Here is a 15675-nt window from a genome sequence, read left to right as displayed (position 1 = left end):
TGAGACAACTAAAGGGAGCGAAGCGACCAGTTGGCTCACCGAGGGCCCTCCCGAAAGCGTCCGCCTGAAACGCAGGGAAACGGTCGCCTTCCACTTACCTTCTCCCTCATGCGAAGATATCCTACTTGTAGAAAAATTGATTAAAAGGTATTTTAATGTTAAAATATATACATACAGTTCGAAAAGGAGAGATGAATGATGGAGCGATTACAAGACAAAGTAGCATTCATTACTGGCGGGGCGTCCGGCATGGGCGAAATGATGGTGAAGCAGTTCGTAGCTGAAGGTGCAAAAGTTATCGCAGCGGATATTAACGAAACAGCTTTGGAAGAAAAGTGGGGCGGGCAAGACAACATTTTTACAATTAAACTAAACGTTACGGAAGATGCAGAATGGAAAGACGCAATGAAAAAGGCAGTGGATCACTTCGGTAAACTGGACATCCTTGTCAACAACGCAGGCATCTCTACAGAAAAAGCAGTAGATCAAATTACAATTGAAGACTGGCGCAAACTGTCCGATATCAACAGCTTCGGCGCGTTTCTAGGCATGAAGCATGCGGCAGGCTATATGACTGAAGCGAAAAAAGGATCCATCGTGAATATATCATCGTATACAGCTTTAATTGGAATGGGCTTAAATCCATATACGGCTTCAAAAGGTGCGGTACGTGCCATTTCGAAAGCGGCTGCGGCTGAATATGGTAAAAACGGGATCCGTGTCAATGCGATTTTCCCGGGTGTCATCGAAACTCCAATGACACAAGGTTTGGAAGAATCCAAGGAATTATTAGGAATGCTCATTAAGATGACACCGTTAGAACGTCTTGGGCAGCCCGAAGACGTCAGCAATGCAGTGTTATTCTTAGCATCAGACGAATCTGCTTACATTACAGGTGCAGAACTTGTTATTGACGGCGGTTATTCTGCAAGATAATCAATCTCCAGATAAAAAAGCGGACATCCCTGTCAGATATTGCACTCAGGGATGTCCGCTTTTCTGTTATTTAATATCTTTAAATCGCTTATAGCCCAGGAAGCGCTGGTTCCAATAAGGAGATTCAACAGATGAAATTTCAATCCCATTGTTTCCAGCATGGATGAATTTGCCGTTTCCTAAGTTAATTCCAATATGGGAAATTCCCGGACGATATGTATTTTCGAAAAATAGCAGATCGCCTTCGACAGGATCTTTAATGAATACGGAACGATCATGCATGCCGATTGTATCTAATCTTGGAACTTTTACGCCCGCCTGATTGAAGACGTAATAGATGAATCCGCTGCAGTCAAATCCCGATGGTGTTACGCCGGCCCAAACATACGGAATACCTTGAAGAGGCATCGCTTTATTTACGATTTTATTCGACAATGCAGTAGAAGGCGCCGCAGTATTCGTCCCTGCAGAAGGCTTCGTTGATGCAACAGGCTTGTCCACTGAAGGAGCTTTTCCGCTATGCAATGAGTTAATGGAGGATACGGTCTTCGCATTTGCTGCTTTATTTTCGACAATTAATTTCTGGTTTGCTTTAATGGAATCTGTTGCAAGTGCATTTAAACTTTTCAACTCGTTTACGGTCAGCTTATGCTGATTAGCAACTTTCCAAAGAGTATCTCCGGGCTGGACTGTATACGTCTTTGTCGAAGCGTCTGCGCTGCCTGCGGAAATACTTGCCGCAAGTGCGATAGAAGCAATAGTTGCTAGAACTGTTTTCTTCATTCTGATTATCCCCTTTTGAAATATCTTTAGCTATTTCTACTAAGTTAGCAACTTACTAAATTCAACCAATAAACCTAGTATACCGAAGAAAAATTTGAAAATATACATAACTAAAGACTGATATTAAATGATTTTTAGTAGGTATAATTACTTTTTGGCAATTTTCACTATAAATTTGCGTGAAAATTGCTATAATAGAATTATTCACGATGTGTCAAAATACTATAACTTTATAGTGAAAAGGTGGTGCATTTTTGCAGAAACATGACGATATGACTCAAACCTTGCAAAAAATTGATGCAATACGCAAACAGCAAGAACAAGTATTCAAGATGGCTAAATACTACGCAGTAAGTGAAGAGACGATCAATAGTTTATTGGAGCAGATTTGCTTTGAAGTTTCGCATATTATGAAATGTCAGCGAGTCAGTATTTGGCTTTTCAATGAAGATCGCACGCGTCTCCTCCCGCAAAACGCCTATAATGAAGAAACAAAAGAGCACTACATCGATCGTGATTTTTGCATAGAGGAATTTCCTCTTTATTTTGAAGCAATTCAAAGTCAGCGGACGCTGGCTGCGGATGATGTCGGAAGCTGCCCTGCGACTAAAGAAATAGCGGAGAAGTATTTCAAATCTCCTGATCAGTTCGCCTCTTTGCTGGATGCCTGCATTATCCTCGGTTCAGGAATCGGCGGATTGCTCTGCTGCGAATCGAGAGAACGCCGCGAGTGGAATTCATTTGACCGCATGGTAGTATCAAGTATTGCGGATATGCTTTCTTTCCTTTTCGATCGCTTAAGCCGGATTGACTTTGAAGAGAATCTGCACCGCCTTGCTTTCTTTGATCCATTGACGGAGATGGAGAACTATAATGCATTTCTGGCTAAAACAGAAGCCCGTATTGCAGAAGCGGATAAGGGCCAAGAAGGTATTTTTGTCTATATGAATATCGATCAATTCATTGAAATCCACAGTGTGCTGGGTCCGGAACTGGCAGACAAAATCATTCGTGTAGTTGCTGATCGTTTTCTGTTGCATTTTGAAAAGCCGTATCATGCTGCGAGAATTGCATTTGATCACTTTGTTATTTTCATACCATACGGCGAAGGTGGAACGATATTTAAAAGGAAGATGGACAAGCTTATCGAGAAACTGCGGGAGCCGATCCTTGTCGCCAGCCAGGAGGTCTATCTAACCGTCAGTTACGGTGTCGCGTATTATCCTAAAGACGTTCTGACGCCGATCGAAGGAGTACAGGCCGCCCGTTTTGCGCTCGAAACGAGCAAGCGCCAGTCTTCGAGAAAAAGCGTTGGTGTCTATAATGCCGATACCCATCAGCATATGAAGCAGACTATGATGTCCGAAATGAACTTGCGCAGAGGTCTGGATATGAATGAATTCAGACTCTTCTATCAGCCGCAAGTGTTATGTGAAACGGGCGAAGTGATCGGGTTTGAAGCGTTGATCCGCTGGCAGCATCCTGAACTGGGATTGATTTATCCTGCTGACTTCATCGAACTGGCGGAATCAACCGGATTTATTATATCCATTGGTGAATGGGTCATCCGCCAAGCGCTCGTGCAGCTGAAGCAATTCAAAGAATTAGGGCTGCATGATTTGACCGTTTCCATTAATTTATCGCCAAGGCATTTCCTGCAGCAGAGTCTGCCTGTTTATTTGGATACATGCATTCAAGAGGCACAGATCAATCCCCGAAATCTGCTGCTGGAAATAACGGAAAGCGTCGCGATGGAACGGCATGAAATTGTGCAGCAGCGAATTCATGAGCTTGCTGAGAAAGGCTTCTCCATTGCGATAGATGATTTTGGTACAGGATACTCTGCATTTATTTATCTGCAGTCGTTCCCGATCAAACAGCTGAAAATTGACCGTTCATTCATTATGAATATCGCCCATAACGATAAAAGCCGTGCAATTGTTGACTCGATTATCCAGCTGGGGAAGACACTGGAGATCCGTACTGTAGCAGAAGGTATTGAGACAGAAGAACAATGGGACATCCTGAAAAGGAAAAACTGTGATGAACTGCAAGGTTTCTACTTCGCGAGACCTCTGAATGAAGCGGATATGCAGTCCCTGCTGACACGTATGCAAACGAAGCCGCAGCTGAGCCTGCCTGTAGTCAGTGTGTAAAAAAGGCCTTAAAAATCCACTATCGGATTTTTAAGGCTTTTGATTGTTTAAGAGCGTCCTATCGGCCAATCAAATGGAATCGATCCGGGAGGCGAGTGCTTAATAATATCAATCATTGGTATAGTATAAGCGAATAGAATCAACGCGATGGTGATGCCAATCCACAAGTACCAGTTCTCCAGGATTTTCGGTGTTTTTTCAGCATCCATATCTTCTTCAGCGATCGGGTAGTCTTCATAACCGCGCGGGGCGAAGAATGCCAGCTGAATAAAAATGTATACCATCAATATAATACCGGCGAATAAAATGATACCGCCGACCGCTTGTGCCACTTGATAGCTGATCCATGTAGCGACCTGATCTCCGCCTGCGTATTCAGAGAAGTTCGAACGGCGCGGACCGCCAAGCAGACCTTGAATGTGCATAGAAGTAGACATGATCATCATACCGACTGTCCAGATAATCGTTTGAATGATCCCTAATTTATTCAATTTAGGAGTCAGACGGCGGCCGGTCAAATGCGGAACCAGCCAGTAGGCAATACCGAAATACGTCAAGATGACAGTAGTCGCAACTGTTAAATGGAAGTGACCTGTAATCCAGATCGTGTTGTGCACAAGAGAGTTCATTTGGTGAGAAGCGTTTATGATACCGCCGGCCCCGCCTGGAATGAAGGCAACCATACCGACAAACGGCGCGAAGAAACGAACATCGCCCCAAGGAAGATTCTTGAACCATCCGAATAAAGAAGTGTAGCCTTTATTTCTGCCGGTTGTTTCAAAAGTTGCAAATAAAGAGAATGCAGTCATTAAGGAAGGAATGACTACCATGAAAGTCAAAACAACCTGAATGAACTTCCAAGTAGGGTCAATCCCCGGCTCAGTTAATTGGTGGTGGAAACCTACAGGAATCGAGAACATCAGCAGCAAGATGAACGCCAGTCTTGCCAATGAATCACTAAATAGTTTTCCGCCGATAATTTTCGGCAGCACTGCATACCAAGCCATATAAGCCGGAAGCAGCCAGAAATAAACAAGCGGGTGACCGAAATACCAAAATAGAGTACGAGTCAGCAAGACGTTGACAGTCGCCACGTAACCGAGTGACCAAGGCAAGATCAGGACGACTACAGAGTAAGCGACACCCAGTGATGCGACAACCCACATGATCATGTTAATGACAACCATGAACGCAAGCAAAGGAGACTTTTCCCCTTTATGTGCTTTCTTCCATACATATAATTGACGGAAGTTTACGATAGCGGCGATCCAGCTGCCTATAATAACAAGTGCTAACCCAATATAGAAAACAGGATGTGCACGAAGAGGTGTATAGAATGTATATAATACGGAAGCTTCTCCTGTTAAGATCATCCATGCAGCCAAAACGGTACCGACCAGCATGACCCAGAATGATACCCAGCCCCACATAATCTGTTTATCAGCAATCCCTACAGTTTTCCCCATGAGAGAGAACTGGAATCCAATAATAAAGAAGGTCGTTAACACAAGGCCGAGAACTACGCCGTGTGTGGTTAAGATTGTATAGTAATCAATGTTAAACGGTAACTTGTATTTTCCTGAGCGTACCAAAGTCTGCAGCAGTCCCATCAAGCCGCCGACTAACAGCGAGACAAACGTGACATACATGAAGGACATATATAATCTTGATTCTTTTTTTGAGAATTTGAATAGTTCCATTGTTTAGTACACCTCCACTGTGCCGAACATTAAGTGGTGACCGATACCGCAATATTCATTGCAGACTACGGTGAATTCACCATCGTTTTTCATAACTGTTTCAAGTCGGCTGATATGTCCGGGCTCTACCATCATATTGACGTTCGTCCCGGCAACCTGGAAGCCGTGAACTACATCCTTGCTTGTAATCTGGAACAGAACAGTGGAACCTTTTGGCACTCGAATCGTCTTAGTAGGGCTGCCGTCCTCTTCTTTACCAAAGTCGTAATTGAAAGCGGAAGCGACCATATTCACAACATATTTGCCATCGGCTACTTCAGTCAGACCAAGATTATCGGGCTGGAATGCTTCATTCGCTTCCACGTTTTGGGGATCAATTATTTCGATATGACTTTGCGGGTGAGTTCCTTTCCAGAACGCTGCAAAGCCGATGATGATTAAGAATAAGACCAATGACCCTAAACCAAACGCGAGCCATACTTTTTCATATTTATGCAGATGCATAGTATTTCCTCCTCAAATGCTTTTGATTATCTAGATAAGAATAGACCGTAACTTGCGAACCACATGACCAGAATAGCGGCGCCGACAATCATAACCATGATCAGCGTGCCTTTTAAATTCACATCTTCTTTCGTTTGTTTTTTTGAAGATACATCTTTTTTGCTCAATGCAGCCACCTCCTTGCTGAAGATTTAATCTTACGTTTATCTTAATCCTGGACGGTGAATAAAGAATTAGGGAAAACCCTATGATTTCCAAACCTCAACAAAAGTTCACAATATGTTCAACCACTTAACATCTATTTGACATACAAAAAGACCTGCATTTATGCTTTAGACAGGCAGATGAATTATCACATTACATAGTCAACTGCCTATCGTTTTCTGTCGAAGAGGTTTTTAAAAAGGGAAGCAGGGGAATGATAGCGTAGACGAGTATGGTGTGTGATGTAAATCTTGACCAGAAGTTTATTTAAAACTAAAATAAATAAGTAAAACTTAGGAAAGCCGGTGTATGTTTGATGGAAAATTTACAATGGATCACAGTAAGCGGCCCTGAAGAAGGCGCAAAAGAAGTCTACAGTATAATAGAAGAAGAGCTCCGCAATAACCGCCTGCAGGTTCTGGGACTGGCAACAGGCAGCACGATGATCCCGGTTTATGAGGAATGGACTGATTCAAATCTGGATTTTTCACAAGTGACAGCATTCAATCTGGATGAATATGTCGGCATCGATGCAGATAATCCGAACAGCTATGCTTATTTTATGAAAGAGCATTTATTCAATAAGAAGCAATTCAAAGAAACACATATACCAAACGGGATGGCTGACGATCTGGACAAAGAGTGCCAGCGTTATGAAGAGGAGCTGAACGCACACCCTCTTGATATTCAGCTGCTCGGAGTAGGGGAGAACGGCCACATCGCCTTCAACGAACCCGGCACATCGCCGGAGTCCGTGACGCATGTCGCGACACTCACGGATTCTACCCTGGGCGTCAACAGCCAGTACTTCGAAAACGACGATAAAATCCCGAACATTGCCTTGACAATGGGAATCTCTTCTATCATGAAGTCAAAAAAACTCATCATGGTCGCATTCGGCGAGAAAAAGCGCGCGGCAATGGAAAAGCTCAAGTCCGGCGAAGTCACAACCGACTGGCCGATTACTAAATTATTGCGACATAATGATGTAGTGGTCATTACAGATCTGAAAGTTGACTGATTACCATAATAAAACTGCCTCCTTCACATGTATTTGTGAAAGAGGCAGTTTTTTGTTTGTAGAAGGGAGGTTGTAAGTGGATAATATACCGTTCCCCTGGGTTTCAGGCGGACGCTTTCGGAAGGGCCCTCGGTGAGCCAACTGGTCGCTTCGCTCCCTTTAGTTGTCTCATCCTATCGGGCTGATCCTTCCCGAGTCGCCGCCTTCCACTCCGGTACACTAGTTTAGTTATAAACATATTTTAAGTAGTTTATCTTTGAAAAGTTCTGGTGTTTTCAATAATGAAGTTTCAGTTAATGCCCTAGCAGTGTAATTCTTTTAACAGCGTTAAGCTGAAATTTGCACAGTGTGGGACTAAGCAGTTCAACTCTCTATGAATTTTAAAGTATACTATTTATCTGACATTATGATTTTAAACATACGTCAAAGACTCTAACTTTGTTGAATACTGTCAGATATGTAGTAGTAGAAATTATGTAATAGTATTAAACAATTTGCCAGTGTACCGAAGTGCAGGGCGGCGACTCCCGGAGGATTAGCGTGACAGGTGAGACCCTGGACTGAGCGTAGCGAAGGAAGCGGCTCACCGCACGCCCTCGGGAACGCGTCCGCCCGGAACGCAGGGAAACGGTATCCTTTCTGCTCGCTCAATCTTTATCCCGGGAAACAGTCTTTCCGCATACAGTAAAATGTAAAAAAATGAATGTAATATTGCAAAGTGTTTCAAAAGTAACAGATATTACGTCTTCGACATAATTCTGTTACATAACTGTAATATAACTAGAGTTTGATAAATGATAAAGTTAATTCAACATAAGAGGTTAGCAAGTTACTAAAAAATACATATAATTATCGGAGGAACACATGAAGTTATTGAAGAAAACGTTTTCAGTTTTGGCAATGTCTATTTTATTACTCGTCGCTCCTTTCGCTGGACAAGCAGATGCATCTGCACATGCTACCAACATTACAAAAACTGCAACAAGCCTTACAGGAATCAAGTACCGTTACGGCGGCACAACAAAAGCCGGCTTTGACTGCTCAGGTTACGTCGGTTATGTATTTGCACAAAACGGACTGAAAGTAGCACGCACGTCAGGCGGCATGTACGCATCTGGACAAGCAGTGAAGAAATCCAACCTCACATCGGGTGATCTAGTATTCTTTAATACTGGCGGCCGCGGTGTATCGCACGTAGGTATTTATGTAGGGAACGGAAAATTCGCACATGCTTCCACATCTAAAGGGGTACGCGTAGACAAATTAAACGACCCATATTACTGGGGCAAGCGCTATGTTGGTGCGAAACGCATTGCAGGCGTGAACGCGGTAGCAGCTAAATAAAACAAACTACAGTTGGTCTTCCATTAAGGGAGGCCGATTTTTTTTGTCCTGTTATATATAGTTAACGCGCCAAACTCAAGCCAAGCCGAATCAAAATAACGGTCATACGCGCGAAACACAGCCTCAACCGAGCGTAACATAGATGCAACCGAACGAAAACCTCGTGCCAACGCGCCAAACCATCCGGCAGCCGCACCATTCAGCATAACAACAAAAAAAGAAGCTGCCCGGCAGTTATAAACTGTTCGGGCAGCTTCTGTCTATTCATTAGTTTGTAGAATCCTGCGGTACACGGATTGTCCAGCGTGAGAAGTCCGGCTCATCCTTTTTGATCAGTTCCGTCGGATAAATGAATGTCCACGGAGTCGTGCTGTTTGCTTTCACTGAAAGGGGAGGATCCAATTCAAATGTTCCCCGCGCTACCAATTCGCCGGTTGCGTCGATTAACTCTAATGGAAGCTTTTCGATATTGATCTGCTTCGAGTGACCGTTACGGACGAAGACAGAAGCGGCAATATTGCCGTCATCCTGTTTCTGAATTTGGAAGCCGGCGATGTTTACTTCACGCGGTTTCAATTTAGGAAGACCTGCTACCACTTCAGCCAGTGCTTCTTTTTGTTCTGCTGGAAGCTGTTCTTCCCATGAAGGAGCCAGTTCCAGTTGGTGCGGCATCATAGAATGCACATTGAACGCAAGTTTCCAGTTCTTAGAAGGGATTTCTTCTGCAAGCTGATCTTTCTGTTCAAATACGAATACCCATGGACGCGCACTGCGGGCCGGTATTTCGCCGAGTTCATTCAAATCAAATTCAGCGGAAGCTGCCGTGTTGCCGTCTTCATCTATCAACAGCAATTCGATAGAGCCTACCGTGATTGCCTGATCGAGTGAAGAACGGAAGAATGATTTGACGAGCCAGCTGTCATTTGCCGGCTCATAGTCTATATCAATTCCTGACAATGAAATTTGGTTCGGTTTTAATGGCTCCAGTTCATTTGCAAGGAAGCGAAAAACGTACTCCTGCTCCTGTGTCAGCGTCCATTCAGGATGAAGAGAAAGAGTTGTTTCGATATCTTCATTACCAGAAGCGTTTCCTGCATTTTCTAGAATTTCATTGGATTCCACTGTACTATCTAACCCGGTTTTGTCTGTCTTTTTAAATAGGTTGAAGAGTTTCATCGGGAAACCTCCTGTTCTTGTGTGTGTAATTGTTTCATGAATGCGATGATTTCGGACGCGATGTCACGGCGCAGACGCTGATAGTGCTTGGCGAATAACTGCAGGCCTTCGCGCTGATAAATACGCATCGGATCTTCTTGTCCGTATGAACGCAGTCCGATTCCTTCTTTAAGACGTGTCATGACTTCCAAATGCTTGACCCACATTGTATCGAGGTAGCCCAGCATGACTTGCGGAAGCAGTTGACTCACTTGTTCATTATCAGTGAATGTGTCGATAAATGCAAACAACTCTTCCATTCCTTCGTCATACTGCTTGAGAATATCAGCAGTCCTATCCAAGGAAGCCGGCAATTCGACAGGAGTCAGAAGCAGTGCATTCATCGTCCGCTCAATGCGGTCGAAATCCCAGTTATCTGCAACTTCATTATCAGGACAGCTGTCGAGCACGGCAAATTCAACAGTTTCCGAAAGCATTGTCTTCAGCTTCTCGAAAATATCATTTCCTTCGAGCACGCGGTTACGCAATGAATAGATTACTTCCCGCTGATCGTTGATGACGTCATCGAGTTTCAGATTGTATTCACGCATGGAGAAGTGGGCTCCCTCAACGATTCGCTGCGTGCGCTCAGTCAGCTCATGCACTTCAGGATTCTCCACTTTGCCAGTTTCATCGGTACGTACTTTGGTCAGGAACTTTTCCAGCTCTTCCGGAGAGAAACGGATGTACATCTCATCTTCCAATGAAAGATAGAATTGGCTTTCGCCGTGGTCTCCTTGACGGCCTGAACGTCCCCGCAGCTGATTATCCACCCGGCGGCTCTCGTGTTTTTCCGTGCCGAGTACAAACAGACCACCGTTTTCTTCCACGCCTTCACCGAGCACGATATCGGTACCGCGCCCCGCCATATTCGTAGCAACCGTAATATGTCCGTGCTGTCCCGCCTGTGAAATCAATTCCACTTCCTGTTCGACACTTTTCGCGTTCAACAGGTGGAAAGACAGACCTTTTTCTCTTAAGTGTTTGGCAACTTCCTCGGACTGCAGAATTGAAGTAGTACCGACGAGAACGGGCTGGCCTGTTGCGTGGCGTGCTTCGACTTCTTTTGCCACTGCTTTGTATTTTTCTTCAATCGTCCTGTAGACGAAGTCAGGTGAATCAATTCGCGCGCGCGGACGGTTAGTCGGAATTTGAATAACTTCCATATTGTACACTTCGCGGAATTCTTTATCCTGCGTCTTCGCTGTACCAGTCATGCCGCATAATCTTCTATACATACGGAAATAGTTTTGAATGGTAATTTGTGCCTGTGCTTTATTTTCATCCGTAATTTCGACGCCTTCTTTGGCTTCAATCGCCTGGTGCAGACCGTCAGATAAAGTACGGCCTTCCATAATACGTCCGGTGAACATATCGACCAATTCGATTTTTCCATCACGTACAATATAATCCACATCGCGTTTGAAGATGACGTATGCGCGGACGGCCTGGATAACGTAATGGTAAAGCGTTTGGTGATCCAGATCATACAAGTTGTCGATGCCGAATGCTTTCTCAACTTTTTCGATACCCTGCTCCGTCAATGAAGTCGCTTTTGTCGCATCGTCAAATTCGAAGTCTTCATCTTTTTTGAATCGCTTCGCAAGGCGTGCCGCAATATGATGCAAATCTGCATCCGCCTGCATTTTACCTGCTACGATCAATGGCGTTTTAGCTTCGTCGATCAGTACGCTGTCGACTTCATCGATAATAGCGAAATGATACGGCCGCTGCACTTTCTGCGAAGGATGCTGCACCATATTATCGCGCAGATAATCGAAACCGAATTCTGTTCCGACGCCGTATGTGATGTCCGATTGATAGGCCGCCTGTTTTTCAGGCCCCTGCATCATCGGGACGTTTAATCCGACAGTCAGGCCGAGAAAACGGTGGATCTGTCCAATCTGCTCATAGTCACGCTTCGCCAAGTAATCGTTGACCGTAATGACGTGAACGCCTTTTCCTTCCAGTGCCCGTACATAAGAGGGCAGGGAAGCGACAAGTGTTTTCCCTTCACCTGTCGGCATTTCGGCAATATTACCTTCTGTCAAAACAGCTCCGCCAATTAATTGGACATCGAAATGACGCATGCCAAGAACGCGCTTGGAAGCTTCGCGTACGACTGCGAATGCGTCAGGCATGATCTTTTCGATCGTTGCGCCGCCTTCCAGCTGCTCCTTAAATTGATCCGTCATACCCGATAAATCATCGTCTGACATGGCAATGTATTTAGGCTCAAGTGAGTTGATCTGCTCCACGATTTTGCGGTATTTACGCAGCTGGCGCTCACTCGTCCCAGTTTTTCGCTTAAAGATATTCAACATAAGTTAGACGCTCCTTTAATAAACCTCTATCTGAATGAGAGATTCCTATTCATTTTACCAAAAAGCCGTGCAAAAGACTATCTTTGAATAAAGCCTTCAGCAAAAGCGGTGAATGGCCAGTGAAGTTTGGGAATAGACAGCAAGAGAGGGAACTTCTTTCATCTAATAAGCGTCATAGTAGACACATAGAAACAGGCCGCCGCTCGCTGTATTTTACATTGCACGTTAGTTTGCAAGCGAGCTGTCAAGGGAAAGAGAACGGTAAGTACACTAAGTAGTGAAATCTAGCAGTAACCGTGCTATAATAAAATGCAATATGAACTTTATTGCTGATCGGGGAGGAAAGACATGTTATTCATCGCAATGGCTGCGGCTTTCATCGCTGCCGTCATACTTACACCACTTGTCATCAAACTCGCTTTTCGTATCGGTGCGGTTGACCGTCCCAATTATCGGAAAGTCCATGCGAGAATTATGCCTCGGATTGGTGGATTGGCTATTTTCGGTGCGTTTATTATTGGATATGCAATTTTATTGCCGCAAGACGAACATGTGAATGAAATCGGCTTTTTAGTCGGTGCATTATTGATCGTCATGATTGGCTTTTTAGATGATATGCTGGAAATAACAGCAAAGGCAAAGGCTTCGGGCCAGCTGGTTGCTGCGTTAGTTGTCGTCCTGTGGGGCGGCCTGCAAATCGAATTCATTAACTTACCATTGCTCGGACAGCTGGACTTCGGCTACATGAGTATTCCAATTACAGTTATCTGGATCATCGGCATCACGAATGCAATTAATCTGATTGACGGTCTCGATGGGCTGGCAGCAGGCGTTTCAACCATTGCGCTCATTGCGATTACTGTAATGGCAGCGATGATGGGGAACTTCTTCGTTGCAGCCACAGCATCTATATTGGCAGCCAGTTCGCTTGGATTCCTGATCTACAACTTTCATCCGGCGAAAATTTTTATGGGCGATACCGGCTCGTTATTCCTCGGTTTCATGATATCGGTACTCGCACTTCTCGGTTTTAAGAACGTCACAGTCGTATCTTTAGTGTTCCCGATCATCATGCTGGGTGTTCCGATTTCTGATACATTCTTCGCAATCGTCAGACGCGTTCGAATGAAGCAGTCAATCACAGCAGCGGATAAATCGCATTTGCATCACTGTCTCCTGCGAGCCGGTTTTTCACATAGACAAGCTGTATTGACGATATACGGAATCGCCATTTTGTTTGGATCGGCAGCTGTCCTGTTCTCGCAGGCGACCGTGTGGGGTGCATTACTGCTTCTGCTCGTCATGCTGATTGTCATTGAACTATTCGTTGAGTTAATTGGACTGGCAGGCGCGAACTACCGCCCGCTGTTGAATCTGGTCCGCATGATTGGTAAATAAGCAAGTAGACAAGCTTTCATCCGCATATATGGCGGCTGGGAGCTTTTTTATATGGCTCAAAAAAGCGTCTCGCTCATAAAACTTCCACAAGTGATCATACTAGTTCTGCAGGCGCTCATAGGCTCTGCGCTCGCGCTCCTACTGTCCCGCTTTGTGATCATAAATCTGCCGCCCGCGCTCATACGGCATTCTGGAATGATCATAGACGTTCAAGCAATATAAAAAAACGAGTGACGAAAACCACTTGGTTTCCATCACTCGTTTCTAGTAATATGAATTATTGATGTGCGACCTCGGAAGGTGTAGATGCCTGGTTTGTATCGAGCTCCGTCAGGGAAGAGGAGTCCGGGATGAGACCCAGGTGAGATTTTAAGATTTGTTTCGTATCTTCTAAATCCTGTTCATCCAGCTTGTAATAATAAACACCCGTAGACCAGTCATCATAACCGTTCAGGCTGAGTGTATCGACTTCCGGCATTCCGCTTTTGACGTATTCAATGAAAGAAAGCATCTGCTTTGACGTCATGTCTGTCTTCATATTATCGCCAAGTGCGCTGATCACATCGCCGTATTTCGTGATGGACTTGACAGAAGTTGCTTCCTTGATCATGGCCTGCAGAATCATCTGCTGGCGCTTGCCGCGTTCGATGTCACTGTCAAGTTTACGTGTCCGTGCTAAAGCGAGTGCATGGCGTCCGTCCAGACGCTGCATACCCGGCATTAAGTGGATGGCGTTTTTATCGTTTTCGTCTTTTTCAATTCGTTCATACGGTACTTCAACTTCGACTCCGCCCAGTGCATCCACTACATCGATGAATGCATTGAAGTTCATCTTGACGTAATAGTTGATCGGAATATCGAAAAGTTCTTCCACTGCATCAATGGAAGCGGCTGTGCCTCCGTAAGCATGCGCATGTGTGATTTTGTCTTTATAATTGACTTTTGGAATAAATACATACGAGTCACGGGGAATGCTGACGAGCTTTACACTTTTCTGCTTCGGATTCAAAGTGGCCAGTATCAAGGCATCGGAACGTCCGTGTTCTTCATTTTCTTTGCGGGCATCACTTTCATCCACCCCGACAAGCAGAATGGATACTTTATCTTTCGCCGGCTCCACACGCAGTTCTTTCGGTGTATCTTTCTCGGCAAGCGGTTCATAGGAACGGTCCAGGACATCTACTGTCTGGTTATGCAGTTTCGCGGCATACGCGGCACCCACTCCCACTACAGCAAGAAATAGGAATAAAAATATTTTTAAGAAGAGCCTGGTTTTTGATGAGGACTTCTTCTTTTTTTTATAATCTTTTCTTTTCATTATATACCTCCAAAGTGTACGGCGGGAAAAGCCGTCAGTGGCAAATCAAGCAAAAAACAGCCGGAAAGAAACACCTGTTCATCTTTAGTTACACCTTCTGCTATTATACCTGGTTTTTCAACAAACGTATAGTATTCAAACAGCAAATTCCAAAAACTTGTGACGGACCGCAGCCATTTCCGCCTGGCCGTTTGTCAGCTCCATCATCCAGTCTCTGAAAATCATTTCTTCTTCGACAGGAACATATAAAAACAATTGGACGTCCTCTTCATAGACGATCTCTTCTAAAGGGTAGTCAGACTGCCGGACTTCATTCTCGACTTTACCGAGCCATGTATAGTCTATGGAAGTTTTAATGAGTGCATGCAATTTTCGTTCGACAGCGCCTGTTGCGGCAATGCCTTCGGATGCAGCTTTTCCGTAAGCGCGGATTAATCCTCCGCCGCCGAGCTTGATGCCTCCGAAATAGCGTGTCACGACAATGACGGTATCTTTGAGATGCTGTTTTTTTAGAACCTCCAAGATTGGAACGCCGGCGGTCCCGGAAGGTTCCCCGTCGTCATTCGCTTTTTGGATCTGGTCATGTTCACCTATTATATAAGCCGAACAATTATGCGTAGCGGAATGATGCCGTTTCTTGATTTCCTGAATAAATTCCAAAGCTTCTTCTTCTGTCTCTGCCCGTTTGACAAATGAAAGAAAACGCGATTTTTGAATCACGAATTCACTTTCTCCAAAAAGATTGACGGTTTTATAATTCGCTCGCATTTGT

At 44.6% G+C, this 15675-nt stretch carries 13 protein-coding genes; 5 read left to right on the top strand and 8 right to left on the bottom strand.

What is annotated here, in order from left to right:
• The first annotated feature begins 198 nt into the window (after positions 1–198).
• Positions 199–936: an SDR family NAD(P)-dependent oxidoreductase gene (locus tag GDZ68_RS12875; protein ID WP_153722706.1), complete on the top strand. Its 738-nt coding sequence runs from the start codon at positions 199–201 to the stop codon at positions 934–936.
• 66 nt (positions 937–1002) lie between these two features.
• Here GDZ68_RS12875 and GDZ68_RS12870 read toward each other — a convergent pair whose 3' ends face one another.
• Positions 1003–1719: a C40 family peptidase gene (locus tag GDZ68_RS12870; protein WP_153722705.1), complete on the bottom strand. Its 717-nt coding sequence runs from the start codon at positions 1717–1719 to the stop codon at positions 1003–1005.
• A 254-nt stretch (positions 1720–1973) separates the two neighbouring features.
• Here GDZ68_RS12870 and GDZ68_RS12865 point away from each other — a divergent pair, with 254 nt between their 5' ends.
• Positions 1974–3875, top strand: coding sequence for a sensor domain-containing phosphodiesterase (locus GDZ68_RS12865; RefSeq protein ID WP_153722704.1), 1902 nt, complete (start codon positions 1974–1976; stop codon positions 3873–3875).
• 47 nt (positions 3876–3922) lie between these two features.
• Here the strand turns inward: GDZ68_RS12865 and GDZ68_RS12860 are convergent, their stop codons facing one another.
• The 3 genes from GDZ68_RS12860 to GDZ68_RS12850 are packed head-to-tail and all read right to left on the bottom strand — an operon-like array spanning position 3923 to position 6246.
• Positions 3923–5575: a b(o/a)3-type cytochrome-c oxidase subunit 1 gene (locus GDZ68_RS12860; protein WP_153722703.1), complete on the bottom strand. Its 1653-nt coding sequence runs from the start codon at positions 5573–5575 to the stop codon at positions 3923–3925.
• A gap of 3 nt (positions 5576–5578) precedes the next feature.
• Positions 5579–6079, bottom strand: a complete 501-nt coding sequence (locus GDZ68_RS12855) for a cytochrome c oxidase subunit II (RefSeq protein ID WP_153722702.1) — start codon at positions 6077–6079, stop codon at positions 5579–5581.
• Positions 6080–6105: 26 nt separating this feature from the next.
• Entirely contained in the window at positions 6106–6246 is a 141-nt protein-coding gene (locus GDZ68_RS12850) for a cytochrome c oxidase subunit 2A (RefSeq protein ID WP_228551097.1), read from the bottom strand.
• Between the two features lie 353 nt (positions 6247–6599).
• On the opposite strand from GDZ68_RS12850, the gene GDZ68_RS12845 reads away from it, so the two are divergent.
• Both GDZ68_RS12845 and GDZ68_RS12840 read left to right on the top strand, forming a co-directional pair.
• Positions 6600–7304, top strand: coding sequence for a glucosamine-6-phosphate deaminase (locus GDZ68_RS12845; protein ID WP_153722700.1), 705 nt, complete (start codon positions 6600–6602; stop codon positions 7302–7304).
• A gap of 864 nt (positions 7305–8168) precedes the next feature.
• Positions 8169–8648: a C40 family peptidase gene (locus tag GDZ68_RS12840; RefSeq protein WP_153722699.1), complete on the top strand. Its 480-nt coding sequence runs from the start codon at positions 8169–8171 to the stop codon at positions 8646–8648.
• 267 nt (positions 8649–8915) lie between these two features.
• Here the strand turns inward: GDZ68_RS12840 and GDZ68_RS12835 are convergent, their stop codons facing one another.
• Together GDZ68_RS12835 and secA2 are read right to left on the bottom strand one after the other, a co-directional pair.
• Complete coding sequence (locus GDZ68_RS12835; protein WP_153722698.1) at positions 8916–9824, bottom strand: accessory Sec system S-layer assembly protein; 909 nt, start codon at positions 9822–9824, stop codon at positions 8916–8918.
• Positions 9821–12187 carry an accessory Sec system translocase SecA2 gene (secA2, locus tag GDZ68_RS12830; protein ID WP_153722697.1) on the bottom strand — a complete coding sequence of 789 codons (2367 nt, stop codon included), beginning with the start codon at positions 12185–12187 and terminating at the stop codon, positions 9821–9823. Before secA2 ends, GDZ68_RS12835 begins: the two co-directional genes overlap by 4 nt.
• A 348-nt stretch (positions 12188–12535) precedes the next feature.
• On the opposite strand from secA2, the gene GDZ68_RS12825 reads away from it, so the two are divergent.
• The gene (locus tag GDZ68_RS12825) at positions 12536–13585 is read left to right on the top strand and encodes a glycosyltransferase family 4 protein (RefSeq protein WP_153722696.1); all 1050 of its coding nucleotides are present in this window, start codon (positions 12536–12538) and stop codon (positions 13583–13585) included.
• 277 nt (positions 13586–13862) lie between these two features.
• Here GDZ68_RS12825 and GDZ68_RS12820 read toward each other — a convergent pair whose 3' ends face one another.
• Positions 13863–14903, bottom strand: coding sequence for an LCP family protein (locus GDZ68_RS12820; RefSeq protein WP_194841159.1), 1041 nt, complete (start codon positions 14901–14903; stop codon positions 13863–13865).
• A gap of 135 nt (positions 14904–15038) precedes the next feature.
• Entirely contained in the window at positions 15039–15671 is a 633-nt protein-coding gene (locus tag GDZ68_RS12815) for a YigZ family protein (RefSeq protein WP_153722694.1), read from the bottom strand.
• Positions 15672–15675 lie beyond the last annotated feature (4 nt).

Source organism: Sporosarcina cascadiensis (assembly GCF_009650995.1).
Classification (GTDB): domain Bacteria; phylum Bacillota; class Bacilli; order Bacillales_A; family Planococcaceae; genus Sporosarcina; species Sporosarcina cascadiensis.
The sequence above is the reverse complement of the archived record's forward strand: the minus strand, read 5'-3'. Positions and strand labels throughout refer to the sequence as shown.